Origin of the sequence: Methylobacterium sp. Leaf91 (assembly GCF_001422815.1) — a bacterium.
GTDB lineage: Bacteria > Pseudomonadota > Alphaproteobacteria > Rhizobiales > Beijerinckiaceae > Methylobacterium.
Window position 1 is genome coordinate 79,006 of sequence record NZ_LMMP01000012.1, and the last position, 24,802, is coordinate 103,807.

The following is a 24,802-nucleotide window of genomic DNA, read 5'->3' on the forward strand; positions in this document are numbered from 1 at the left end:
TGAGGAGCGCGGTCCATTACCCGGCTCGACCGCGGAGGGAGACCGGAGCGGTGTCGCGCAGCCCGATGCCGTTCGGCCTGATCGCCCTCACCGTGCTGATCCTCGGCGTATCGGGCGGCATGCTGTGGAATGTCGGCATCAATTACGACGGGCTCACGGGTGCGGCCCCGCAGAAGATCCACCCCTCGACCTATCTGGTCCTCGTCTTGTTCGGTTGGGCCGCGCTGAAGTCGGGCAACCCGGCGAGCTACCTCGTCTATGCCGTGCAGGTGCGGCCGGCGGGGATGCTGCTCGCCGTCTGCAGCATTGGGCTTTTCCTGCACATCGTCCTGCGTAGCGGGCCCGGCATGGCGGGAGCGCTGGACACATTCCTGCTCCCCGGCCTCTTCGCCGTGCTGCTGGCCGATCGCGACGCGCTGACCTGGAGACGCCTCGAACTGACGGTGCATTCGGTGATGCTCGTCAACGCCCTGCTCGGACTCACCGAATTCGCGACGAAGACGCTGTTCTTTCCCTATCGGTTGGACGGTCAGGTCTTCGCCACGGATACGCGCTCGGCAGCACTTCAGGGGCACCCCCTCGGCAACGCCACCCTCACGGCCTGCTACGTCCTCGCCCTCATCGGGGGAGGCGGACGCATGACGGTTCCACAACGCCTCGCGATGATCGGGCTGCAACTCGCCGCCCTCGTCGCCTTCGGCGGGCGCTCGGCCATGGTGGTCACGTTGATCTTCGGCGGCGGCTACGGTCTCTTCGCCCTGCACAAGGTGCTGAGCGCGGGCCGGATTCCGCTCCTGGCGGCAGCGGCGGGGATCTTCCTGTTCACCCTCGTGCCCCTCGGCATCGGCGGCCTCGCGGCCGGCGGGTTCTTCGACGCGCTGCTCGGCCGGTTCATGGCGGATGGCGGAAGCGCCAATGCCCGCGTGGAGATGCTCGACCTCGTCGCCAGCATTCCGTTTCGCGAATTGCTGGTCGGCCCGGATATGAGTCTCGTGGATTCGCTACGGCGCGTGAGCGGGCTCGAATGGGGCATCGAGAACCCCATCGTCCGAACCCTCGTCTACCAGGGCATCTTCATGACGGTCCTGCTCACTGCCGCGGTGACGCTCTACATGATGGAACTGGTTCGGCATTGCCGCACCGGCACGTTCCTGCCCGTGATCGCCTTCGTCATCCTGGTGAACACGTTCGAGGGGATCGGCGGCAAGACCACGCTCCTGGCCAAATTCGCCATCCTCCTCCTCGGCCTGTTCCACGCGGTCAGCGATCGTCCGCCGGAACGCGCAGACCGAGGGCGGTGACGATGGCCGGATCGAAGCGCTTGCTGGCATCGTCCATCAGCCCCATCCCGTCGAACAGGTTCCAGAACGCCCAGGGGAAGCCCTCGGCCTCGGCTGCCTCCCGCACGTCGCGGACGTAGCGCGCCCGGTCGTCCGCTTGAGCGGCGACGTAGCGCGCATCGCTGCGCAGGGCGCCGAACTCTCCGAGGACGATATTCGCTGGCGCTATGCCGTGGCGGCGGGCCCATTCCCCCACCATGGCGAGGTGGCGGGCGAGGTATCGTTTGTCCGGCTGGGCGGCGAAGTACTCGCCGAGCTTGGCCTCGGTCAGGGCGTAGGCGTCGCGCTTCGCCTCCGCCGACAGACCGGCATCACCGGCCATCCGGGTCCGCACGGCGGTGAGCGTCGTCTCGAGGCTGCCGGCGGAGGCGGGCCAGGGCACCGCGTTGAGCGCGCGGTAGACCGGCTCCCGCATCCAGGGCGCCCCCTGATGGCTGAACAGGTAGGGCTCGTAATAGTGGAAGGTGAACAGGAGCGGCGCGAAGCGGGCAAGCGGCGCGGGGGCGAGGGCGGTGAGCCCGGTGATCATGCTGCCGCAGGCGCCGCAGGCCACGAGGGTCAGGCGCGGGGCGACCCGGCGGGCCTCGCCGAGGAGATCGTCCTGGATCGTCAGCCACGATGCCGCGCCGCAATCCTGCGGCGGCTCGTTGACGGGCTCCAGCGCCAGCCGCTCGGGGGCGATCCCCTCCAGCATGCGGGCGAGGTCGGAAACGAAGCGGCGATAGGCGGGAAAGAGCGGCGCGCCGGGATCACCGTAGAAATTCTGAGGGTTCCAGTGATGGGTCGCACCGTTGGCTTGGACATTGACCAGGACCGCGAGATCCGCGCGCAACGCCGCTTCCACCGCAGCCCTGAGCTCGGCCATGAGGCGCTCGCGCTCCTCCGGCGAGGCTGCAGCGAAGGGGCCGGGATCGACGGGCAGGCGCAGGAAATCGAACCCGGCCGCTCGCAGACGGGCGAGGTCGCGGCCGGTCGGGACGGGCCGGCCCTCTTGGAACGGAGGCGTCCCGTAATCCGTGCGGGGGGGCGGAAATTCCCGCGTCAGGGAGAACCAGGGCCAGGTGTTGACGCCGCGCCTCAGGCGGAGCGGCGCCGGGGCGGCGGCGGCCGGGACCCGTGCCGCCGTCCATGCCGCGGCCGCGAGGATCGCCCTGCGTGTCGGCGCTGGCCTCACGAAGCGCGATCTCGGCTCTGGCCTCCCACCGCCATCGGCATAGGGGCCGGAGGGAGATGGGCGGACGAGGTGCCGGCGTGCTTCGACTCCTGGCCCGCCGGTGCGGCGAAGCCTCCGAGCGCCATGGCCTCGGCCTCGTACTGCTTCAGGATCTCCGACCATTCGAAGCGGTCGGCGGCACGGGCGAGCGAGGCGACACCTGCCCTTCTCGCCGCGCCGTCGTCCGCGATCAGGGTTTCGATGTGCCGCTCGCAGGCATCCGCGTCGGCGAAGTAGAACTGCTCCTCACCGGCTGTCCCCCGGTTGAACGGATTGTCATGGGCGATCACCGCATTGCCCGCCCACAGAGCCTCCACCAGGGACGGGTTGGTACCGCCCACCGTATGCCCGTGCAGATAGGCCCGCGCATGGAAGCGCAGGGATCTGATCGTCTCGGATTCATAGATGGCGCCGGGAAAAAGGACCTCGTCGCTGGCCGCTTCCCTCACGGCGCGGTGATAGGGATTGCTGTCGGAGAGCGTACCGAGGACCACGAGCCGCATGCCCCGCACCTTGCGCGAGAAGGCATCGACCATGGTGAGGATGTTGTTGTCGGGCTCGATCCGGGCGATCGAGGTCATGTACCGCCCCGGCTTCAGACCCATGACCTCGATGAGCCCGGTCGGCGCCGCCGAAATCGGATCGCCGCCATACGGAATGGTGGCGATGGCGGATCGCGGTCGGCGCGTGGCCACATGGTCGGCGATGGCGGGGTGGTCCGCCACGAGGCGGTGCGAAGCCCAGGCGGCGATCCATTCATTGGTCCAGAACCAGGCGCGCACCGCCATGGACCATTTCGGCCGCTTCCACTCGATGCCGTCCATATTGGTGATGATCTTCGCGCCGGAGAAGCGCAGATACGGCAGGAAGACCGCCCCGTTATAGCCGAGGACGAGGCTGACGCCGCCCCGCCTGGCGGCGTCGCGCACGCAGTGCCAGTCGAAATCCAGGGTCGCCCGCGGGCCGCTGGTGGAGACGGCCACATGGATGAGCTCGACGCCTTGCCAGGTGGTCGTGCGGAAACGCTCCGTCACCGCCTCGACCTCGTCCTGGCAATAGACCGCCACGTGCCAGCCACGCTTCACGAGAAAGAGTGCGAGCTTCTCGGCGAAGGTTTCAAAGCCGCCATGGGATGCGGGAATGCCACGCGTCCCCAGGATCAGCAGAGAGGGCTTGTGCGACGGCATCCGAGTCTCCTTTAGCCCCCAACGGTCCCGAGACGGGACATGAGAATCATCTCCAGGCAACCATGCGCCATGATTACACTGGGCGAGGTTCTTGCTCGGTAACGATTGAAAACATCGTGGCATGTCATCTTGGGGCAGTTGAGGTTGGGATTGAGGTCGAGTCGGCATGCGCATCACCTGCGTCCACCAGGGATACGAGCTCTATGGGTCCGACCGCAGCTTCGTTGAGAGCGTGCGGATCATCCGCGCGGCCTATCCAGCTGCCGTCATCGACGTCGTCCTGCCCCGCACCGGCCCCATCGTGGGTGCCCTCGAAGGCGTTGCCTCGCGGATCGTCTTCGAGCCGCTCTGGATTCTCCGGCGCCGCGACTTGCCGCGCCTCGCCACCCTCGGCCTGCTGACGCTTCCTGTAGCGATGCTGCGCGCCTGGCGGCGGCTGCGCGCGAGCGACCTCGTCTATATCAACACCTCGGTGGTGGCGGATTATCTCCTCGCCGCCCGGCTCTGCCCGGGTCGTGCCATCGTGCATGTCCACGAGATCCCGCAGGGCGCCACCCTGAAGCTGCTGCGCGGGCTGATCCGCTGGAGCGGGGCCGACATCGTGTTCAACTCCCGCGCCACCGCAAAGGCCTTCTCGCTGACCTCCAAGGTCGCCATGCGGGTGGTCTATAACGGTATCGCGGGGCCCGAGACGCCACCGGCCTCCACCTATGACGGCTCGCGTCCCCTGCGCCTGCTGATGCTGGGCCGGATCAGCCGCATCAAGGGCCAGGAAATCCTGGTCGAGGCGATCCGCGCCCTTCCACCGGAGGTGCGCGGGCGGATCGAGGTCCGCATCGTCGGCAGCGCCTTCGAGGATACGGAACGGGAAGAGGCGCTGGGCCGCCAGATCGCCGATGCGGGGCTCGGCTCGATCATCCGCCTGTCCCCCTTCGTCGACGATCCATCCGATCTCTATCGCTGGGCGGACGTGGTGACGGTGCCATCGCGCCTGCCGGAATCCCTCGGCCGCGTGGCGATCGAGGCCATGGCCTATGGCCGCCCGCCCGTCGTATCCCGCATCGGCGGGCTGACGGAAGTGGTCGAGGAGGGGTCAAGTGGCTGGGTCGTCACGCCTGACGATGCGCCGAGCCTGGCTTCCGCTCTGGAGCGCATCGTCACCGATCCAGCTTCCTGGCAGGAATTCCCGGCGGCCGCCCGTGCCCGCTACGCGTCGCTGTTCGGCGAGGAAGCCGCCGCGGAAGGGCTGGTGGCGATGATCCGTGCCCGCATCGGCGGTCGCACGGGCGCCGATGCCAACACCGTCGCGGCAAGCTGAATCGCCATGCACGGTCTGAGCCGCCTCGCGCGCCGCTTCATCCTCATGCTGGGGGGCGAAGTCACCCAGAGCGCCTTCCATTTCGGGATCAACATCGTCCTCGCGCGAAGCCTGAGCCCGCACGATTACGGGCGCTTCGCCATTCTCTTTCTCGTGGGTGGACTGGCGCTCACCTACATCCGGTCGCTGGCAGGCGTGCCGGCCACCATCACCATTCCGCCGCGCGCCGGACGACGCGCGGCGCGTGGTTTCGATGTGACCTTCGGTACGGTGGCGGTCATCCTCTCCGCGGCGATCGGGGCCGGGGTCTGCGCGGCGCTGATGGCCACTTCGGACATCAACGCCCTCGCGGGGAGCCTCTTCGTCGGCCTCTGGTCGCTGCGCAGCTATCTTCGCCTCGCGCTCTTCGCTAAGCACCGGCCGGCGATCTCGGGGCTGGGAGACGTGGTCTTCGCCCTCTCGGGCACCGCCTTTACCGTGGCGATGATCCATTTCCAGGGCGCGCCCGGCCTCGACGAGACCCTGTTCGCCCTGGCCTGCGCCAACGGTCTCGGCATCGTCGCCTCGCTCGCGCTGCTGCGGGAGCCCATCCGGCTCAGCCTCGGCCGCTCGGTGCGCCGCCGCTACGGGGCCATGATCCCGACCCTCTCGTGGTCGCTGGTCAACGTCACCACCGCCAACGTCCAGGGCCAGGGGCAGAGCCTACTCGTGGCCGCCATCGCGGGGCCGGCTGCCTATGCGCCGATGGCCGCCACCTTCGTGCTGTTCTCCCCCCTGCGGCTCTCGGCATCCGCCCTCATCAACATGGTGCAGCCCGAGGTGGCGGGCCATCTCGCCCGAGGCGAATTTACCCTCGCCCGCCGCTTCGCCTTCATCTGCTCCGGCCTCCTCGGGCTCGGCTGTATCGCCTACGGCGCCATCATCCTCTGGGCGCTCGAACTCATCGAGCACAAGCTGTTTGCCGGCCAGTTCACGGCGGCGCCGATGACGCTGATCGCGGTGGCGGCCTGGGCCATCGTCACGGTCTCCCTCATTCATGCGCCGATGAGGGTGCTGATGGAGACGATGCAGGAATTCCGTCCCCTGGCGGTCATCGCGGGCGTGAGCGTGGGAATCGGCGCCGTCGCCGTCATCGGCCTGCTCCTGATCGCCCAACCGGCTTGGTCGCTCTTCGGCGTCCTGGGTTCGGAAGTCGTGGTCCTGGCGGGCTGCCTGTGGATGCTGAAGCCCTGGAGCTCAGCCCGTCACCCGATGCAGCCCGGCCTCGGCGGCGATCTCGAAGCGAGGCCCGGGCGATGACCCTCGACTCTCTCGGCGAGGCCCCTCGCGCCATCCATCGCGGCATGTCCGCCGCCCAGGCGGAAGCGGTCCGCCATACCACGATAGCCAGGACATCCCAGTCATGAGCGTGATCCCGGAACGTCCCGCACCGACGCTCCCCGTCTCCGCCCGCCGCTACAGCGCCCGCCTGCATACGACGATGGCGACGGTCGCCGATCTCTGGAGCCGGCTAGAGACCGACGGGACCGCCACGGCCTATCAGCGTCTCGATTGGGCGACGGCGGTGGCGGAGCGTCTGAGCACCGAATCCAAGGCCGAGCCGATTATTGTCGAGGTGGTCGACGCCAACGGACATCCGGTCATGCTGGTCCCCCTGGCGCGCCTGCGCCGGCGCGGCCACCGCGCGATCACCTGGCTCGATCTCGGGGTCTGCGACTACGCGGCGCCGATCCTCGCCCCCGGGATCGACCTCTCCGCCGACGAGATGCCCCAGGCCTGGACGGCGATCCGGGACGTGCTTCCCCGGACCGACCTGATCCAGATCAGCCGGATCCCCGACGATGTGAATGGCCGGCCGAACCCGTTCGCCTTCCTGCCCGGCAACCGCCGGATGGACATGCAGGCCTCGGGCGTCGCCATCGAGGGCGATGCCGAGACGCTGCTGTCGCGCCTGTGTCGTCCCAGCACCCTGAAGGACATGGCCAAGCTGCGCCGCCGGCTGGAGCGTGCCGGCGCCGTCACCTTCGTGGAGGCGCGAAGCGCCGGCGAGGTCGACCGGATCTTCGATGCGCTGGTCGAGCAGCGCCGCTCGCGTTTCGCCGAGATAGGCCGGTTCAACCTTCTCTCCCGGCCCGATGTCGAAGCGTTCTACCGCGACGGCGCGCATCGAGGCCTGACCGGCGGACCGGTCCGCCTGTTCGGATTGGCGGTCGACGGAGAATGGATCGCCTGCGCCTACGGCCTCGTCCATGGCGGCACCTTCCATGGCATCCTCCTGACCATGGCGGGCGAGGCCTGGCGCAACACCTCACCGGGCCTCCACATCGTCGCGGAAACCCTGCGCTGGGCCCGCGCCGAGGGACTCGGCTATTTCGATTTCACGGTCGGCGTGATGCCCTACAAGTCGGATTTCGGGGTTCAGACCCGGGATCTGAGCGAGCTCTTCGAGGTCGTGACCCTGCGCGGCCATCTGGTGAAGCGCCTGATCGCGGGAACCGAAGCCTCGAAGATCTGGCTGCGCGGCCATCCGGAATGGTTTGCCCGCGCGCAGAAGGCCCGCCGGTGGCTCCGGCGCAAAGTCGCCTGAGGGGACCGGCCGGAAGCCGGCCGCCGGCGACGAGGGGTAAAGCCAGGCTTATCGCTTCGACCGATTAGCCTGCTGCCCTCGTCCGTACCGGTTGGCCTGCCCGCCCGATGATGCTAGGGGAACACGTGGTGAGTCTCCGTAGCTCAGCTGGACAGAGCACAGGTTTCCTAAACTTCAATTGGGCGCCGCGATGGGAAACCGCGCGGCGGATCCGCTCAAATTCGGGGAACGCCCAAGGCCAGCACGCGTGCTGGCCCGGCCGATCCCGAGCCAAGCCCCGGACCCATCCGGGGAAGGTGTAGAGACTAGACGGGCGGCGCCTAAAGATCGCGACGGGTCAATCCCCACCGGTCCATGGCGAAGGGATAGTCCAGACCACGAACGCTCCTGCACGGAGCGGCGGCGGAAGCCGAAGTGGGATGAAACCTGGGGTCGCAGGTTCGAGACCTGCCGGGGACGCCACCTCTCCATTCTCGACGTATCGTCCATATCCTGGACAAGGTGACCGCTCGGAATAGCACACCGCGCCGTGCTTTTTCGGGTTGGGTTGAACCTGCGAACGTGGAAGAAACAGTAGCTGCGAGCGCCCTGAGCGACGACGATCTGCCCAAGTGCACGGCTCGCGACAGGATTCATGAGACTGCACGGGATCCGACATGGCTGGACAAAAGACCGATGCACGCGATGTCCATGTCGGCCTGCGCATTTCCGAGCAGAGGAAGAAATCGGCCCTGACCCAGAAGCGCGTCGCCCAGAGCTTCGGCATGTCGGCAGCGCAGCTTCAAAAATACGAGAAGGGTATCAATCGCATCAGCGCGATCCATCTCGAGATTCTCAGCCGGATGACCGGTATACCGATCGAATATTTCTTCGATGGCATGGAGCGCAGCGACGATGTTCCGGCTCAGGGGTTGAGCGAGGCACCGCAGCGGGCTTTCGTGAGGCAGGAGGGTCCGCAGGCCCAATGGGTCGGCCTCGTCGATGTCGTCGCCAAGCACGTGACGGAGCATTTCTCCGACGCCAGCCGCCGGGAATTCGCTGCCGCGATCCACGCCCTCGACGAGAAACTAAACGGCTGATCTAAAGTATGTTTTGTTCGTTTTAGCGGATACGTTCGGTTTGTCGTCTTGACCGGTCGAAGTGGGAGTGCCAGAAGCTCTCCGTTCCGAATACCGGGTCTAACGCTGCCGAGGCGAACCCGAAACCGGGGGGCCCAGATGCCGCGTTCCAACTACCTGTTCACCAGCGAGTCGGTCTCCGAAGGCCATCCGGACAAGGTCTGTGACCGGATCTCGGACACCATCGTCGATGCCTATCTGGCGGCGATGCCGGAGGCCCGCCTTGGGGTCGAGACCCTTGCCACCACCAACCGCATCGTCATCGCCGGCGAGGTGCGCGGACCGGATTCCGTGACCTTCGAGCACCTGGAGCACCTCACCCGCGAAGCGGTGAAGGACATCGGCTACGAGCAGTCGGGCTTCCACTGGAAGAACAACGACATCGCGATCCACCTGCACGCCCAGTCCGCCGATATCGCGCAGGGCGTGGATTCGTCCGGCAACAAGGACGAGGGCGCCGGCGACCAGGGCATCATGTTCGGCTACGCCTCGGACGAGACGCCCGAGCTGATGCCGGCGCCGATCTACTACGCCCACAAGATCCTCAAGGACCTCGCCGACGCCCGCAAGGCGAAGCAGGGTGATGCGGCCAAGCTCGGCCCCGATGCCAAGAGCCAGGTGACGGTGCGCTACCAGAACGGCCGCCCGGTCGGGATCACGCAGATCGTACTCTCCACCCAGCATCTCGACGAAACCCTCGATTCCGCCGACGTGCGCGACATCGTCGAGCCTTACATCCTGGCGGCCCTGCCCCAGGGCTGGGTCGGCGAAGAGACCGTCTGGCACGTCAATCCCACCGGAAAGTTCGTCATCGGCGGTCCCGACGGGGATGCGGGCCTCACCGGTCGCAAGATCATCGTCGACACCTATGGCGGCGCGGCACCGCACGGCGGCGGCGCCTTCTCGGGCAAGGATCCGACGAAGGTCGACCGTTCGGCGGCCTACGCCGCGCGCTACCTCGCCAAGAACGTGGTGGCCGCCGGTCTCGCCACTCGCGCCACGATCCAGCTCGCCTACGCCATCGGCGTCGCCAAGCCCCTCTCGATCTACGTGGACCTGCACGGAACCGGGACGGTGGACGAGGCCAAGCTCGAGACCGTGCTGATGGACGCTCTCGACCTCTCGCCCCGCGGCATCCGCATCGCACTCGGCCTCAACAAGCCGATCTATGCCCGCACTTCCGCCTACGGCCATTTCGGCCGCAAGCCCGAGGATGACGGCGGCTTCTCGTGGGAGCGCACCGACCTCGCCGACAAGCTCAAGTCGGTCTTGTCCTGACCCGTGACGTACGGGCGGGATGATCTCCCGCCCGACGAGGGCGGGGCCGGAAGCGAGGGCGCGGACCGCGCCTTCTACGGCCGGCGCAAAGGCAAGCGCCTGCGTGCCGGACAAGAGCAGCGGCTGGCCGAACTGCTGCCGCGCCTGCGCGTGGCGTTGCCGAAAGCAGGCGCGAGGCTCGATCTGCCCGCGCTCTTTCCAAATCCGGTCGACGAGGTCTGGCTGGAAATCGGGTTCGGCGGTGGCGAGCATCTCGCCGCCCAGGCCACGCTTTACCCGCAGGTCGGCATCATCGGCGCGGAGCCTTTCGTCAACGGCGTCGTCAAGCTGCTGAGGGCCGTCGATGACGGCGAACTTGGCAACGTCCGGATCTGGGACGAAGACGCCACTCAGCTCCTCGCCGCCATTCCCGATGCGGGCCTCGCCCGCGTCTACCTGCTCTATCCCGATCCCTGGCCGAAGCGCCGCCAACGCAAGCGGCGGTTCGTCTCGGACGAGACACTCGCCGAGATCGCCCGGGTCCTGAAGCCCGGTGGCGTCTTCCGCTTCGCCAGCGACATCGACGATTATGCCGGCTGGACCCTGGTCCGCGCCGCGCGTTGCGACGCTCTCAGCTGGACCGCCGAAGCCGCCACCGACTGGAAACGCCCCTTCGCGGAATGGCCCGGCACCCGCTACGAAGCCAAGGCAATCGCGGCGGGCCGGGGCCCGACCTACCTGGAATTTCGTCGCGTCGGCTGATCGGTCGGGAGCGATGCGGCCGCGCCGAGCTCGGGCGCGATCGAAATTCGGCCACCGGTGACGGGTGCGCTCCGGCACAGCTTTTTCGTCGTAAGCCCTTGCGGCGCAGAGCGTTGCGTCTTCAGATGCCACGGCAACGAGCATCCGGGGCTACCGGAGCGAGTCTTGATGCCCCATACGAGTCCTGGGGCGCCGCCGAGTGAGGGTGCGGAGTGGGCAGCGGATCTGATCGAGGATCGCCAGTGCTTGGGGATGCGCGCTCCCCGGCCGACCCATATCGGCGCGGCTTCGAGGAGGCCGGGATCGGCCTGGTGATCGTCGATCACGCCACGAATCGCATCTACGATGCCAACCGGTTCCTGACGAACCTCCTGGGATACGAGACTGGAGCCCTGACAGGCCGGCCCGTCAGTGTGTTCGGAGACGATTCCGGCCTGCTCTCCACCGGCATCCGGCGCTGGACCACCGAGAGCGGCACCCCCCTCGACGTCCGCATCCGGCCATCCTCAGCCACGAACGAGGGCGTCCTCCGCACCTTCGTGGTGGAACGGGTCGATGCCGACGATATCGTGCGCTCGGAGGAGAACCGCGCCGCCCTTACCGCCGCCGGTCTCGGAGAATGGCGGATCGATCTGGTCGATGGGCTCCTCAGGGTGTCGCGGCGCGCGGCCCATATCCTCGGCTTCCCGCCCGGCACGTCGCTAACCTGGCCGCAGGTCGCCGAGCTGATGGACGCGCCCGAAGTGGAAAGAGTGAAGACGACCGTCCGCGCCGCGATGAGCGACGGCACTCCCTTCGCCATCGAAGCCCGCCTGCGTCGGGCGGGCGACGACGTCGAGATCCGGATCAGCGCCAGGGGGCAGGCGATCGGTGCCGTGGGCGGCCGGTCCGGAATCGTCGTCGGCGTACTGCAGGATGTGACGACGCGGGTGGAGGCGCGCGACGCCCTCCGCGAGAGCGAGGAGCGCCTGCGTATCGCCACGTCGCTGGCCGAACTCGGCATTTTCGAATGGCACATGCTGGACGACCAGGCCGTCTGGGAGAACGAGCGTATGTTCGCGATCTTCGGGCGACACCCCGAAGAGGGAGCTCTGGGCAAGCGCGAATTCCTCAGCACCGTTCTCCATCCCGATGACCGCCCCGCATTCCGCCAGGCGATCTCGACGGCTTTGCGTGAGGATTCCACGCTGCAGGCCAGCGGCCGAATCCAGCGCGCGCATGACGGTGCGTGGCGCATCATCGACATGGCCGGGCGCTTCGAGAGCGATGCCCCCCATCGCCTTCCCCGCCGCCTCATCGGCGTCGTCGCCGACGTCACCGAACGCAGGATCGCCGAGGAGCGGCAGGCGCTACTGATCCGCGAATTGCACCACCGGGTGAAGAACACGCTGGCGACCGTCCAGGCCATCGTCGGCTCGACCGCCCGCACGGCGTCGAGCATCGAGAGCTTCTACGAGGCTTTCGTGGGGCGGATCATGTCGCTGGCCCATACCCATTCGGTCCTCACCGAGGATACCTGGCAGACCGCGTCCCTGCGCAACCTTCTCGAGAACGAGCTCAGGCCCTATGGCGACGGTGCGTCGGACGGGCCGGGTATCAAGCGCATCGCACTCGACGGGCCGCCGGTGGACCTCGCCTCCGAGATCGCGGTCCCGATCGGCATGGCGATCCACGAATTGACCACCAACGCGGCGAAACACGGCGCGCTCTCGACGCAGGAGGGACGGGTCGCCATCACCTGGAGCGTCATGGAGGATGCAGGCGGCAAGACGCTGCATCTCGAATGGTCGGAATCCGATGGGCCGCCGGTACGACCGCCGACCCGCCAGGGTTTCGGCTCACGCCTGCTGCAGCGCGTGCTCACGGCCCAGGTCCGCGCCGACATCGCTGCGAGCTATCCGCCCGAAGGGTTCCGCCTGACCATGACGGCGCCGCTGCCCGCCCGGACCGAGGGGCTGAACCCCTTGGCCTGACCGGATGTCACGCCGCTCCGCGGGCAGCCCCATCTTCGCCGCCCGCCTCGACGAAGGCCTTCAGTTCATCCAGGGAGTCGAAGGTGAACTGGCCACGTGGCGTATCCGCCTCGATAGAGCCGTTGGAATACATCACGTAAGTGTTGCCGCCGGACGCGTAGGTGCCCACGACGGTCAGACCGCCCTTGGCGGGGCCGGCGGCCGGTTCGACCTCCTCGGGTGAAGCACGCTCCGCAACGGGCTCCGGCTCGTCGACCACCGACGACCGCAGCCCGAGCGGCTCGTCCCGATCGGCGTCGCGCGGCGGCGAAGGCGGCACGACGACGGCGGCGGGCGCTTCCACGACCGGGGGCGCGGGCTCCGGCGCGGGGATGACCGTATCGACCATCGCCATCGGCTTCACCGCCCGGGGCGGCTTGTTCGGCTTGATCTGCCGCGCCGGCACGGCATCGGCTTCCGTCTCGGGCCCTCCCGTGCGGACCTGGTCCTTCCGCGCTTCCTCGACGGGAGGAGGCGGCGGTTCGGGCAGGAGATCCGGCAGGAGCGGCGATGCCGGGTCGCTGCCGAGGGGCGAGGCCTCGTCGGTGAAATGAGGTGGCGATGCGAGCCTCGGCTCGGACAGTCCCAGCGCGCTGGGGCGCTGACGCCCGGACGGTGCCGGCTCCTCCGCGGCGTCGGTGGCGTCCAGCCCCGTCGGGTCGATGCGGCCCCGCCCTTCGGGCAGGACGGCCCCCTCCGCGCCGAGGCCGGCGGCCTGCTCCAACAGGACCCGCTCCAGCCGCTTCAGGTAGGTGGCGACCACAGCAAGGCCGAGGAGGAGCGCGCCCGACGAGGCCGTGGCGGCGCCCGCGATGGTCATCGTCCATCCGCTTTCCAGCCTGACATAGGGAAAGCCCTGGACCACGGAAGCAATGCCGCCGACGATCATGACGACGGCGAGCGCGAACAGCGCGAGGATCATGGAACTCTCTAGATGACGCCTGCACGTAGGAAGTGCGGCGCGCACAGTAAGGCCCGGCCCGGGTTTTGCAAAATCGATCCGTGGAGAAATCCCCGTTCACCGTTCGATACCGGACGCCCGTTGCCCTTGGCGGAGGAGCGACTTAGGTACGAACGCGTTGGCCGGATGACGGCGCGACCCTCGCATCCCTCGGAGCGAGACCCGCCATCCTGTGCCACCAGACCCGGGAGACCTGCCGATGACCTTCACCCTGCCCGAACTGCCCTACGCCTACGACGCGCTCGGCCCCTACATGTCGAAGGAGACCCTCGAGTTCCACCACGACAAGCACCACAAGGCCTATGTCGATACCGGCAACAAGCTGCTCGAAGGCACGGGTCTCGAAGGCAAGACCGTCGAGGAGATCGTCACGGCGTCCTACGGCACCAACCAGCCGCTGTTCAACAATGCCGGCCAGCACTTCAACCACCTCCATTTCTGGAACTGGATGAAGCCCAATGGCGGCGGCGCGGCCCCGGCGGCCCTGGCCGCGAAGATCGACGAGGATCTCGGCGGCTTCGACAAGTTCAAGGCGGACTTCATTCAGGCGGGTGTCAGCCAGTTCGGCTCGGGCTGGGCCTGGCTCGCGGTCAAGGACGGCAAGCTCGCGATCCTGAAGACCCCCAACGGCGAGAACCCGCTGGTCCACGGCGCCAAGCCGATCCTCGGCGTCGACGTGTGGGAGCACTCCTACTACATCGACTACCGCAACCGCCGTCCCGACTACCTCAAGGCGTTCATCGAGAACCTGGTGAACTGGGAATACGTCGAGAAGCTCTACGGCGAAGCCTCGAAGTAAGCTCCGCTCTCACGGTCGCGCCGCGGGTCTTCTGGCCCGCGGCGTTGCCTTACGGAACTGCTCGCATCCATTAAGTCTGACGAGACCGTCGGAGCGCGGCACTCCTCCCCCTTGTGGGGAGGAGTTGGAGGTGGGGGTGGCTGGGCGACCCGCTGCGGAGCCCGGCGGAACCACCCCCACCCTCGCTCCCTCCCCACAAGGGGGAGGGAAGAACGCGCATCGACGAAGCGTTCCGTTTCCCTCTCTCCGGTCGATTCGCATGATCCGCAGCATCCTCTCCGTCGGCGGCTGGACGCTGGTCTCCCGCGTCACCGGCTTTGCCCGCGACGTGGTGATGGCGGCCGTGCTCGGGGCGGGGCCGGTGGCAGACGCCTTCGTCGTCGCCTTCCGCCTGCCGAACCATTTCCGCGCCATCTTCGGCGAGGGGGCGTTCAACACCGCTTTCGTCCCGGCCTATGCCGGCCTTTCGGAGACCGGCGAGGAAGGCGCGGCCAGGCGCTTCGCCACCCGCGTCTTCACCCTTCTGCTACTGACGCAGATCGTGCTGCTCGCCCTCGCCTGGTCGGCGATGCCCTGGGTGGTGCGGGCCCTGGCGCCGGGCTTCTCGGACGATCCCCTGCGCTTCGATCTCGCCGTCGCGCTGACGCGGATCACCTTTCCCTATCTCCTGTTCATCACCCTGGTGACCCTGCTGTCGGGCATCCTCAATGCCCATCGCCGCTTCGCCGTGGCGGCGGGAGCGCCGGTTCTCCTCAACCTGTCGATGCTGGTGGCCCTGGCGCTGGCGGGGTTCTTCCCGAACGCCGCCTATGCCGCCGCCTGGGGCGTCTCCGTCTCGGGCGTGCTGCAATTCGGCCTCGTCTGGCTCGCCTGCCGGCGCGCGGGCATCGCTCCGAAATGGGGGAGGCCGACCTTGCGCGATCCGGCGATGACGCGGTTCTTCAAGGTGCTCGGTCCGGCGGTGATCGGCGCGGCCGGCTTCCAGATCGCCTCCTTCGCCGACACGATCATCGCGAGTTTCCTGCCCACCGGAGCGGTCTCGGCCCTCTACTACGCCGACCGGCTGTACCAGCTGCCCTTCGGCGTCATCGCCATCGCGGCGGGAACGGTGCTGCTTCCGGAGATGAGCCGGCGGATCGCCAAGGGCGACGTTGCGGGGGCGCATGCGGCGCAGAACCGGGCGGCGGGCTTCTCGCTGGCCCTGTCGGCCCCCTTCACCATCGCCTTCCTCACCCTGCCGGGCCTGATGATGACGGCGCTGTTCCAGCGCGGAGCGTTCAGCGCCGAGGATGCCGCCCGCGCCGCTTCGGTACTCGCCGCCTACGGCCTCGCCCTGCCCGCCGTGGTGCTGGTGCGCAGCGCGGTGGCGAGTTTCTACGCACGCCAGGACACGATGACGCCGCTCATCGCCTCGCTCGCCTCCATCGCCCTCAACGTCGCGCTCAAGATCGTGCTCACCGGCCCCTACGGCGTGACCGGCCTGGCGCTCGCCACCGCCATCGGTCAATGGCTGAACCTCGCGCTCCTCGTGGGGCTTGCCTGGCGCCGGGGTTGGACGGCACCGAGCCGGGGCCTCGGCGTAACGATCATCGGCGTGGTCGTCGCCTGCGCCGCCCTCGCCGCCACGGCGATCTACGGCCTGCCGATTGTGGAACGGTCGGTACCGGCCCTGCCGCATTTCCGCGAGATCGTGGTGCTCGGGCTTCTCGGGCTCGTCGGTGCCCTCGTCTACGCCGCCTTGCTGCTGGGAACCCTACGGGCCTTCGGCCTGCGCCTGCGCCGGGCCTGATCCTCTCGGATCAACAGCCCCGGCAGATCCCGTTCAGGACGCGGTCCAGCTGCTTCTGCCGGTTGGTCCGCTCGTTCGGATCGACGATGGGGGCGCCGGCCGCACCCGGCGGAACGGTCTGGCCGGTGGTCGACGTATGAGGCGCCGTGACGGTGGTTTCAGGTCCGCCCCCCGTTCCGGTGACGGCGGCCCGTGCTCCAGACAGGCCGACAAGGAACGACAGACCGAGAGCAACGGCGATGATGCGACCGTGACGTCTCGATCGCTCTGAACCCTCGTATCGATCTCGCATCATTCCTCCCCGCATCGTGTCGGCGGCGTGCCAGCACAGCCTGTGCTTTCGGCTTGCGCGCCTCTCTCTGTATCGAACCCGAAAAACCGGTGACGAATCAGACGGGTTCCAGAATTAAATCACCGGCGATACGGGGATTAATCTCGTCCGACCGGCTGGTTCTCCGGATCGACTCGCGCAGGCAAGGTGAGCCGCACACGGCAGTCCCGGTGTTACTGTCCTGCCCGCCCCCGCATCGAGGCCGGTTGGCCGGGAAGACTCAGCCTGAACCCCGTATCGTGAACTGCATCTCCGTCGATGCGGTAGACGCCGATGGTTCGGTCCACGTAATTGCCGATATAGATATGCGATCCCGATGGACTGAAGGCGATGCCTTGCGTCACCGCCCCCGCCTCGGCCTCTCCCGTGCGGCGGACGAGCCCCGACGGATCGATGGTGAGCAGCGCCACCGCCCCGGTCGGGGTGTAGCCGGGGCCGCTCGCCGGAGCGCTCGATCCGCGCACCACGGCCACCGCCGCGTGCCGGCCATCGGGCGAGATCGTCAGGGTTTCGGGCGTATCGCCGATGCCGAGATGATCGATCACCACCGGGCGCGGCGCATCGGCTCGGATCACGCTGACGCTGTCGGCGTGCCCGTCGCTGGGCTCGGGGCCGGTATTGGCGGCGAGTGCCAAACGCCCGTCGGGCGTGACCTCCAGGCCATAGATGCCGGGACCGACGGGAAGGTCGAGGGCGGGATCGTAGGTGGCTTTGGCGCCGTCGAGGGCGAGGACACCCACCTTGGCGGCCTTGTTCTTGGCCACGAACGCGCGGCGCCCGTCCGGGGCGATGGCCAAAGCCGCTGCCTCGTCGCCGACATCCACGGTGGACACGGCGCGCACGTTCGTCCCGGCGATCGACAGGATCGTGACGCTGCGGCCCTCGCGGTTGGCCACGAGGGCGACATCGCCTGTTCGCGCGATGGCGAGGCCCGAGGGCTGGCGCCCGACGCGGATGGTCTCCACCAGACGCGGCGGGTTCGCGAGGAGGTCGATCACGTGGAGCCGGTCGTCCGCCTGCGCGTACCAGGCCTCGCCCTCCTGCCGCATGAGAACCGAACTCGCCACGAGGCCGAGCCGTCCGTCCGGGGCGATCTGCAGGTTGGTGGGCGGCCCGTAGACGGAATTGTCGAGAGGCAGGACATGAGCGAGGCGGGGGCGGGCCTCGTCGCTCACATCGACGATGGCCAGCGCATCGCTTCCATTGGGGCCGTTCCGGCCGCCTTCGGGCAGGAAGAAGGTTTTGCCGTCGAGGCCGACGAGGAGATAGGCCGGCGCCTCGGCGGCGCAGGCGGGCGCGAGGCCGAGTAGCCCCGCCATGAAGATTCCGACGAGGCGCATCGTTCTCACTCCCAGCCGTCGCCGACGAGAGCCGCCGTGCTATGGCACCTGCCGATCCCGATGCGACGAAGGCATAATGATCCAGGACCGGAAAGGTTTACGGCGGATCAGGCGCCCGCTGTCATGCGGCCCGGACCGTGGAGAGGAATTGCGACATCGCGGCATCGAGTTGGTTGAACTGCAGTGACAATTCCGAGGCCGAGGCGAGAACCTGGGCCGAGGCGGCCCCCGTCTCCTCGGCGGCCGAGGCCACGGCACTGACGTTGTGGGTGACCTCCCTGGTCCCGGCCGAGGCTTCGGTGACGTTGCGGACGATCTCCTGGGTCGCCGCGCCCTGCTCCTCCACGGCCGCGGCGATGGAAGCGGACACGTCGTCGATCTCACGGATGCGCTGGGTGATGCCGGCAATCGCCGAGACCGCCATGCCGGTGGAAGCCTGGACGCGCGCGATCTGACCGGTGATCTCCTCGGTGGCCTTGGCGGTCTGGTTCGCCAGTGCCTTCACTTCTGAGGCGACCACCGCAAAGCCCCTCCCCGCCTCGCCCGCGCGCGCAGCCTCGATGGTTGCATTCAGCGCCAGCAGGTTGGTCTGGCCCGCGATCGTCGAGATCAGGGACACCACATCGCCGATGCGGGCGGTGGACTCGCTGAGATCGCGAACGAGCGCGGCGGTCTCGGCCGCTTCGCTGACGGCACGCTGGGACAGGCTGGCGGAGCCTTGCATCTGGCGGCCGATCTCCTGGACCGACGAGCCGAGCTCCTCGGCGGCGGAGGCCACCGTGGTGACGTTGGCGGCGGCCGTGTCCGCCGCGGCCGCGGCATTACCGGAGCGTCGGGCGGTCATCGTGGCCGTGGCGCTCATGCTGCCCGCCGTGGCCTGCAACTCCGTGGCGGCGGCGCTGACCTGAGTGGCGATGCCGCCGACCGCGGCCTCGAACCGATCGGCCATGTCGAGCATGACCGCCCTGCGATGGGCCTCGGCACCGGCGCGCGCGGCTTCCGTTTCCACCTCCAGGGCACGGGTACGGATGATGTTGTCCTTGAACACCAGGACAGATTTTGCCATCGCGCCCACTTCGTCCATGCGATCGACGCCGGGGACGTCGATGTCCGTGCCCCCCCGAGCGAGAACATCCATTGCCGAGGTCATCCGGCGCAGGGGGCGGATCACGGTGATAACCAGCATGATGGCGGCCCCCGAGGCCATGAGTGCGGCGATGGCGACGAGGACGATGGTCGCCATCACGGCACCGTCATAAGCCGTCTGCGCATGAGTGCCGCTCTCGCGCGCGGCGCGCGCTTCGTAGGTGACGAGCTTCTGAAGCTCGGCCAGCACCGCGCTCATACCCGTCGACATGGTCGTGTTGTAGGTGCGCTGGGCCTCGGCCAGGTTCCCGGTTTGCGCCTGCATGATGATGGTGTCCTGCAACGTCGAGTAAGCGACCCATTGAGTCTCGAACGCCTTGTACAGCGCCCTCTCCTCGTCCGTGTCCAAGCGAGGCATGTAGGCGGCCTGGACGTCGCGCATCTCATCGGCACGCAGTTTGACCGTGGCGGCAGCGCTGGCGCGTAGCTCTGGCGTATCCGCATTGATCAGACGCCCGCCGCTCACCCGCTGCCGCAGGGCAAGAACCTGGATCTTGCCGAGCATCTCGGTGTTCGGCAGGTGATCGTCCCGCATTTCCCGCCCGATATCGTTGACTGAGTGAAGGAAATATAGTGATGCCCCTGCGAGCAAAAGGGATAATAAAAATATAACCCCGAAGCTGGCTACAAGCCTTGTCTGAACGGATACCGATCTCAACAACATCGCAGCAGCGCCCTTGAAATTCTCGATTCTAGGGAACACTGAGCTTATTAACATACCGTAACTCCAATAATCACCGATCGCCCCTTCGCCACCAGTGATTGCTTGGTCGTTCAATGTCCGTTCTTGGATTGAACGGGGCCGAGGCTGCAGGGAGCCAACCCTGATAAGAGCGGAGCATCAGCCGACGCCATGATCGGGCGCTCAGTTCGGTCTCACCTCGGCCTTGTCTCATCTCGGCCTGAGTTCAATCCGGCGCGCGGCCGAGCGCCCTGCGTATCAGCCGCTTGGCATCCTCGCTGCCCCAATCGGCCGGTCCCTTCATCACGCCGAGGATACAGCCCTTGGCGTCCACCAGCATCGTCGTGGGCAGGCCGAGCGAACCGGTCGCCTTCTGCATGGCCGGCAGCACCCGCCCACCGGGATCGGCGTAGTAGGCGAGGTTCGTGATCCCATTCTCCTTCAGCCATTGCGGCGGCTTCTCGAGATTGCGCGTGTCCACATTGATCGCCGCGACGGTGAAGTCCGTCCCCCCCAGCATCTGCTCGAGCCGGTCGAGGGCCGGCATCTCGGCCTTGCAGGGCGCGCACCATGTCGCCCACAGGTTCACCAGCGCGAGCCGCCCCTGCAACTGGGCGAGCGTCCGGTCGGCGCCGTCCGGCCCCTTGAACACGAGGTCCGGCGCGGCGCGCGGAACCTTGGAGACTTCCATGGCCGCCACCTCGCCACGGGCATGGGGCGCGATGCGCGCGATCGTCTCCACGGCGCCACGGCACGGCTCGGCCACAGCCTCGCTGTTGCCGCCGGTCGGACGCGTCCCGTATACGGCGAGACCGCCCGCGATCAGGACGGCGACGACGGCTCCCGCAGCCAGGGTCGCCTTGGCTCCGGGCATCATCGTTGCGTCGCCCGACGGGTGGATGGGGCGGCCGAGAGGAACAGTGTCGACATGAGCAACCGGATGTGGGGCGGGCGCTTCGCGAGCGGCCCCGCCGAGATCATGGAGGAGATCAACGCCTCCATCGGATTCGACAAGCGCCTCGCACCCCAGGACATCCGCGGCTCGCTGGCGCATGTGGCGATGCTGGGCAAGGCGGGCATCCTGCCATTGGCCGATGTGGCAGCGATCGAGGACGGTCTCAAGGCCGTGCGCGCGGAAATCGAGGGCGGCGGCTTCGTGTTCAAGCGTGAGCTCGAGGACATCCACATGTCCGTCGAGAGCCGGCTCACCGAGATCGTCGGCCCCGCGGCCGGGCGCCTGCACACGGCCCGCTCGCGCAACGACCAGGTCGCCACCGACATGAAGCTCTGGGTGCGCGACACCCTCGACAACCTCGACGAGCAGGCCGCCGGCCTGCAGCGGGCTCTGGCCGAGAAGGCGCTGGCGCACGCCGCCACGGTGATGCCGGGCTTCACCCATCTGCAATCGGCCCAGCCCGTCACGTTCGGGCACCATTGCCTGGCCTATGTGGAGATGCTGGCCCGCGACCGTGGCCGGTTCCGCGATGCCCGCGCGCGGCTCAACGAGTGCCCGCTCGGAGCCGCGGCGCTGGCCGGCACCTCCTTCCCCATCGACCGGCACGCCACGGCGGCGGCGCTCGGGTTCGACCGGCCCACCGCCAACTCCCTCGACTCGGTAGCCGACCGCGACTTCGCCCTGGAATCACTCTCCGCCGCCTCGATCTGCGCCGTGCACCTGTCGCGCTTCGCCGAGGAACTCGTGGTCTGGACCTCGGCCCAGTTCAACTTCGTGAAATTGTCGGACGGCTACACGACCGGCTCGTCGATCATGCCACAGAAGCGCAACCCGGATGCGGCCGAGCTCGTCCGCGCCAAGTCCGGCCGCGTCATAGGCGCGCTGACCGGCCTGCTGATCGTGATGAAGGGCCTGCCGCTGGCCTATTCGAAGGACATGCAGGAGGACAAGGAAGGCACGTTCGACGCGCTGCAGGCCCTCTCCCTGTGTCTGGCCGCCATGACCGGCATGGTCCGCGACCTGGAGCCCAATGCCGAGGTGCTCGCCCGCGCCGCCGGCTCCGGCTACGCCACCGCCACGGACCTCGCCGATTGGCTGGTGCGTGAACTCGGCCTACCGTTCCGCGAGGCGCATCACGTCACCGGCCGCCTCGTCGGCGCTGCATCCGCCAAGGGGATCGGGCTGGAGGAATTGGCGTTGTCCGAGATGCAGGCGGCCGAGCCGAGGATCACCGATGCGGTCTATGCGGTGCTGGGCGTGGAAAACTCCGTTTCCAGCCGCACCAGCTATGGCGGCACCGCGCCGGACAACGTGAGGACGCAGGCCACGCGCTGGCTGGCGCTGCTCGACGCGCCAGCCGCGACAGCGTGATTCACAGGGCGACAAAAAAGCTCGGCCGGAGCGGATGCGTTCACGGTCGAGCTATGTGATCCTGCCTAAAGCTCGGACCCACGCACGCCGGAGATGTCGATGCCCGTCGAGAGTTGGATGAATCCCGAAGACACCGCCGCCCTCGCGGCGGAAGCCACCACGCTGATCGATACCGTTCTGGCCCGCCTGCCCGAGGCGGACCGGGCTGCGTTCTGGGCATCGATCCGCAAATGCTACAACACGCCCTACAACGACCCGAAGCCCCGCGCCCTGCCCGTCCGCGACGTGATGGAAGCCAATGCCACCGCACCGCATATGGCAGCCTCGATCGCCGATCTGGCGGCCATCGCCGAGCCGCCGCGGGTGGAGATGGCAATGGGCGCCATCCTCGCGGGACCGACCTTCGCACCGGAGGCGCACCCGGCCTGAATCGTCCCAACGCGCCGACCCCATTCGCGCGGAGCCGCTGGTCGATCCGGCCCGGCGTGAACGCCTGATGGCGTCTCGCCGCAATTCCGCACAATTTTACAGCCTGTGTCGGGACAGCCGCTTTGGCTGCCAGTCCGTCCTTCGCGGCGCAGATTTGCCCTCCACGCTGTCGGCGGGCCTTCTTTCGTATTCGAGAACCTGAACACGATGCAGCATCCTCTCCGCCGCCTCCTCGCCGTCAGCGCCTCGGCGGCTGTCCTGGCGACCCTCGGCCCGGCCTCTCTCACCGCTCCCTCGCCGGCACTGGCGCAGCAGGAGGCCGCCACCGCAGCCGAGGCTCCGGCCAAATCACGGGGGCGCGGGCGAGAGAAGAAGAAAGCGGTCAGCGCGCCGGGCATGCAGCAGGCGACGCCGGTCGCCATCTTCGGGGACTGGAACGTCTTCGCCAACGGCCAGGGCAAATCACGCACCTGCTACGCCATCGCTCAGCCCCAGGCCCGCACACCGAAAACGCTCAAACGCGACACCGCCTACTTGTTCGTCACCATCCGCAAGGGTGACAACGTGCAGAACGAGGTCGCGGTCATGTTCGGCTTCCCGCCCAAACCGGCCGCCAGCCAGGCAAAGGCCAATGCCACGGCCGCCTCCGATCCGATCCTCAGCCTCGGCAGTTCGCAATACGGCTTGGTCGTGAAGGACGAGAATGCCTGGCTTCAGAACCCGTCCGAAGAGGCCCGCCTCGTCGGCGAGATGGCCAAACTGGCCAAGGTTCAGGTCAAGACGACGTCCATGCGCGGCACCTCCACCAGCGACGAATACGCGTTGGCGGGCTTCGGTGACGCGATGAAGCGCGCCCGCGAGGAATGCAAGTAAGACCAAGCCTCAACGAGGCGCGCGAGTGTCCACTGCCGCACACTCGCGCAGCCGGGCCCCGATGAGAAGACGTCATCGAGGCCCGCTATCAGGAACCGCGTTTTGCGGCGCGGGCAGGATCAGGGACCGCCCAAGGCCGCCCGTGTGAGCGCGTCGGCCCCGATATCCTCGGTGCCGTTCATGCCCAGTGTTTCGATCAGCCGGCCACGGGCGCGGCTGACACGGCTTTTCATCGTTCCCACGGCGACACCGCAGATCTCGGCGGCCTCCTCGTAGGTGAAGCTCTGCGCGCCGACGAGGACGAGGGCCTCGCGCTGGCTCAGCGGCAGCAGGTCGAGGGCGGCCTGGAACTCCCGCATCTCCACCCGGATCTCCTGCTCGGGCAGGCTGGTGAGCCGCGCGGCATGGACGCCGTCGGCATCCTCCACCTCGCGCTTGCGCTTGCGTTGCTCGGAATAGAACAGGTTGCGCAGGATGGTGAACAGCCAAGCCGTCAGGTTCGTGCCCCGCGTGAAGCTGTCCGCCTTGGTCCAGGCACGGACCAGCGTGTCCTGAACGAGGTCGTCGCTGCGATCGAGATCGTAGGTCAACGAATAGGCGAACGCTCTCAGGGCCGGAATCGCGCCGAGCAGAAGCTCACGCATCTCGGTATCGGCGCCCGAGGGCGTGCCGACAGGATGGGTATGGCAGCTCATCATGAGGTCTCCCGCGAAGCAGGCTTGGCCGCGAGTTCGGCGAGAAGGGTCTCGAAACGGTCGGGGAGCGGCAGATCCAGGACGTTGCCGTAGAGAATGCGGAGGTTTCGGCCGATCCGCCGCCGGGACTCCGTGTCCATGCCGGCTCGGTCCATGCCCCATCGGTCCATGCCGACCTGCGCGACGCCCGGACCGGGGCCGGCCATGGCTTCCGCTTCCGCAGACGACGCTTCGCCGCCGCAGGCGTGGTCACGGGAACCCCGTTTCCCCACGTCCAGCACGTCGAAAGGGCCGTGGATATCGCTGGCGTCGATCGTCATGGTTCTCCACCGTTATGTCGGTGTCGGTCCTAGTGACGAGCGCTTTAACGCGTTCTGAAAAATGTATTCAGAAACCTTTAAGCTTGTAAAAGCAGCGTCTCTCGCGCGATTCGATGTGTCGAAAGACATCTTATGCGGAAGCACAGCCAGAACAAGCTGAGCCGTAGATCCACACTACATTTACAAATCTGGATGGATGCTGAACGAGAACGGTGCCCCGCGCGGGGATGATGAAGGCCGGCCCGACCGATTCACGAATCCTAACGGTTTTATGCGCCTCGGCGCGGCGCGTAGGGACATCGATCGCGCCGCCTGAA

The 24,802-nt window shown here is 67.7% G+C and carries 22 protein-coding genes; 13 read left to right on the forward strand and 9 right to left on the reverse strand.

Going from position 1 to position 24,802, the window contains the following annotated elements:
- The first annotated feature begins 50 nt into the window (after nt 1–50).
- Entirely contained in the window at nt 51–1,301 is a 1,251-nt protein-coding gene (locus tag ASF32_RS11250; protein ID WP_244483625.1) for a VpsF family polysaccharide biosynthesis protein, read from the forward strand.
- Here the strand turns inward: ASF32_RS11250 and ASF32_RS11255 are convergent.
- Nucleotides 1,261–2,514 (reverse strand): cellulase family glycosylhydrolase, encoded by a 1,254-nt coding sequence (locus ASF32_RS11255; RefSeq protein WP_244478108.1) that lies wholly within the window; start codon nt 2,512–2,514, stop codon nt 1,261–1,263. The genes ASF32_RS11250 and ASF32_RS11255 overlap by 41 nt on opposite strands.
- Nucleotides 2,511–3,740, reverse strand: a complete 1,230-nt coding sequence (locus tag ASF32_RS11260) for a DUF1972 domain-containing protein (RefSeq protein ID WP_056427947.1) — start codon at nt 3,738–3,740, stop codon at nt 2,511–2,513. The genes ASF32_RS11255 and ASF32_RS11260 overlap by 4 nt, the downstream gene beginning before the upstream one ends.
- A gap of 166 nt (nt 3,741–3,906) precedes the next feature.
- Here ASF32_RS11260 and ASF32_RS11265 point away from each other — a divergent pair, with 166 nt between their 5' ends.
- From ASF32_RS11265 to ASF32_RS11295, 7 genes are all read left to right on the forward strand, one after another.
- Complete coding sequence (locus ASF32_RS11265) at nt 3,907–5,058, forward strand: glycosyltransferase (protein ID WP_056427950.1); 1,152 nt, start codon at nt 3,907–3,909, stop codon at nt 5,056–5,058.
- A gap of 6 nt (nt 5,059–5,064) precedes the next feature.
- A complete protein-coding gene (locus tag ASF32_RS11270) occupies nt 5,065–6,357 on the forward strand; it encodes a hypothetical protein (RefSeq protein WP_056427955.1) in 1,293 nt (430 codons plus the stop codon).
- Between the two features lie 103 nt (nt 6,358–6,460).
- Nucleotides 6,461–7,645: a GNAT family N-acetyltransferase gene (locus ASF32_RS11275; protein WP_056427959.1), complete on the forward strand. Its 1,185-nt coding sequence runs from the start codon at nt 6,461–6,463 to the stop codon at nt 7,643–7,645.
- 656 nt (nt 7,646–8,301) lie between these two features.
- On the forward strand, nt 8,302–8,724 hold the full coding sequence (locus ASF32_RS11280; RefSeq protein WP_056427962.1) for a helix-turn-helix transcriptional regulator: 423 nt from the start codon (nt 8,302–8,304) through the stop codon (nt 8,722–8,724).
- A gap of 138 nt (nt 8,725–8,862) precedes the next feature.
- On the forward strand, nt 8,863–10,041 hold the full coding sequence (gene metK, locus ASF32_RS11285; RefSeq protein ID WP_056427966.1) for a methionine adenosyltransferase: 1,179 nt from the start codon (nt 8,863–8,865) through the stop codon (nt 10,039–10,041).
- Nucleotides 10,042–10,044: 3 nt separating this feature from the next.
- The gene (locus ASF32_RS11290) at nt 10,045–10,782 is read left to right on the forward strand and encodes a tRNA (guanosine(46)-N(7))-methyltransferase TrmB (protein WP_056427969.1); all 738 of its coding nucleotides are present in this window, start codon (nt 10,045–10,047) and stop codon (nt 10,780–10,782) included.
- 311 nt (nt 10,783–11,093) lie between these two features.
- On the forward strand, nt 11,094–12,755 hold the full coding sequence (locus ASF32_RS11295; RefSeq protein ID WP_244478113.1) for an HWE histidine kinase domain-containing protein: 1,662 nt from the start codon (nt 11,094–11,096) through the stop codon (nt 12,753–12,755).
- 7 nt (nt 12,756–12,762) lie between these two features.
- Here ASF32_RS11295 and ASF32_RS11300 read toward each other — a convergent pair whose 3' ends face one another.
- Entirely contained in the window at nt 12,763–13,716 is a 954-nt protein-coding gene (locus ASF32_RS11300) for a hypothetical protein (RefSeq protein ID WP_056427975.1), read from the reverse strand.
- 238 nt (nt 13,717–13,954) lie between these two features.
- On the opposite strand from ASF32_RS11300, the gene ASF32_RS11305 reads away from it, so the two are divergent.
- Both ASF32_RS11305 and murJ read left to right on the forward strand, forming a co-directional pair.
- Nucleotides 13,955–14,554: a superoxide dismutase gene (locus ASF32_RS11305; RefSeq protein ID WP_018041792.1), complete on the forward strand. Its 600-nt coding sequence runs from the start codon at nt 13,955–13,957 to the stop codon at nt 14,552–14,554.
- 259 nt (nt 14,555–14,813) lie between these two features.
- A complete protein-coding gene (gene murJ, locus ASF32_RS11310) occupies nt 14,814–16,343 on the forward strand; it encodes a murein biosynthesis integral membrane protein MurJ (protein WP_056427978.1) in 1,530 nt (509 codons plus the stop codon).
- Nucleotides 16,344–16,353: 10 nt separating this feature from the next.
- Here murJ and ASF32_RS11315 read toward each other — a convergent pair whose 3' ends face one another.
- The 4 genes from ASF32_RS11315 to ASF32_RS11330 all read right to left on the reverse strand — a co-directional run bounded on the left by ASF32_RS11315 (nt 16,354) and on the right by ASF32_RS11330 (nt 20,716).
- Complete coding sequence (locus tag ASF32_RS11315; protein ID WP_244478107.1) at nt 16,354–16,638, reverse strand: hypothetical protein; 285 nt, start codon at nt 16,636–16,638, stop codon at nt 16,354–16,356.
- Nucleotides 16,639–16,847: 209 nt separating this feature from the next.
- Entirely contained in the window at nt 16,848–18,014 is a 1,167-nt protein-coding gene (locus ASF32_RS11320; RefSeq protein ID WP_056427981.1) for a hypothetical protein, read from the reverse strand.
- Between the two features lie 121 nt (nt 18,015–18,135).
- Entirely contained in the window at nt 18,136–19,878 is a 1,743-nt protein-coding gene (locus ASF32_RS11325; RefSeq protein ID WP_348271423.1) for a methyl-accepting chemotaxis protein, read from the reverse strand.
- Nucleotides 19,879–20,068: 190 nt separating this feature from the next.
- The gene (locus ASF32_RS11330) at nt 20,069–20,716 is read right to left on the reverse strand and encodes a TlpA disulfide reductase family protein (RefSeq protein ID WP_056427988.1); all 648 of its coding nucleotides are present in this window, start codon (nt 20,714–20,716) and stop codon (nt 20,069–20,071) included.
- 54 nt (nt 20,717–20,770) lie between these two features.
- Between ASF32_RS11330 and argH the strand changes: the two genes are divergently transcribed.
- The 3 genes from argH to ASF32_RS11345 all read left to right on the forward strand — a co-directional run bounded on the left by argH (nt 20,771) and on the right by ASF32_RS11345 (nt 23,470).
- On the forward strand, nt 20,771–22,168 hold the full coding sequence (argH, locus tag ASF32_RS11335; RefSeq protein ID WP_056427991.1) for an argininosuccinate lyase: 1,398 nt from the start codon (nt 20,771–20,773) through the stop codon (nt 22,166–22,168).
- A gap of 99 nt (nt 22,169–22,267) precedes the next feature.
- Nucleotides 22,268–22,597, forward strand: a complete 330-nt coding sequence (locus ASF32_RS11340) for a hypothetical protein (RefSeq protein ID WP_082470439.1) — start codon at nt 22,268–22,270, stop codon at nt 22,595–22,597.
- A 207-nt stretch (nt 22,598–22,804) separates the two neighbouring features.
- Nucleotides 22,805–23,470 (forward strand): hypothetical protein, encoded by a 666-nt coding sequence (locus tag ASF32_RS11345; RefSeq protein WP_056427996.1) that lies wholly within the window; start codon nt 22,805–22,807, stop codon nt 23,468–23,470.
- A 119-nt stretch (nt 23,471–23,589) separates the two neighbouring features.
- Here the strand turns inward: ASF32_RS11345 and ASF32_RS11350 are convergent, their stop codons facing one another.
- Together ASF32_RS11350 and ASF32_RS26465 are read right to left on the reverse strand one after the other, a co-directional pair.
- Nucleotides 23,590–24,165: a sigma-70 family RNA polymerase sigma factor gene (locus ASF32_RS11350; RefSeq protein WP_056428617.1), complete on the reverse strand. Its 576-nt coding sequence runs from the start codon at nt 24,163–24,165 to the stop codon at nt 23,590–23,592.
- Nucleotides 24,165–24,485 (reverse strand): NepR family anti-sigma factor, encoded by a 321-nt coding sequence (locus tag ASF32_RS26465; protein WP_056427999.1) that lies wholly within the window; start codon nt 24,483–24,485, stop codon nt 24,165–24,167. Before ASF32_RS26465 ends, ASF32_RS11350 begins: the two co-directional genes overlap by 1 nt.
- Nucleotides 24,486–24,802 lie beyond the last annotated feature (317 nt).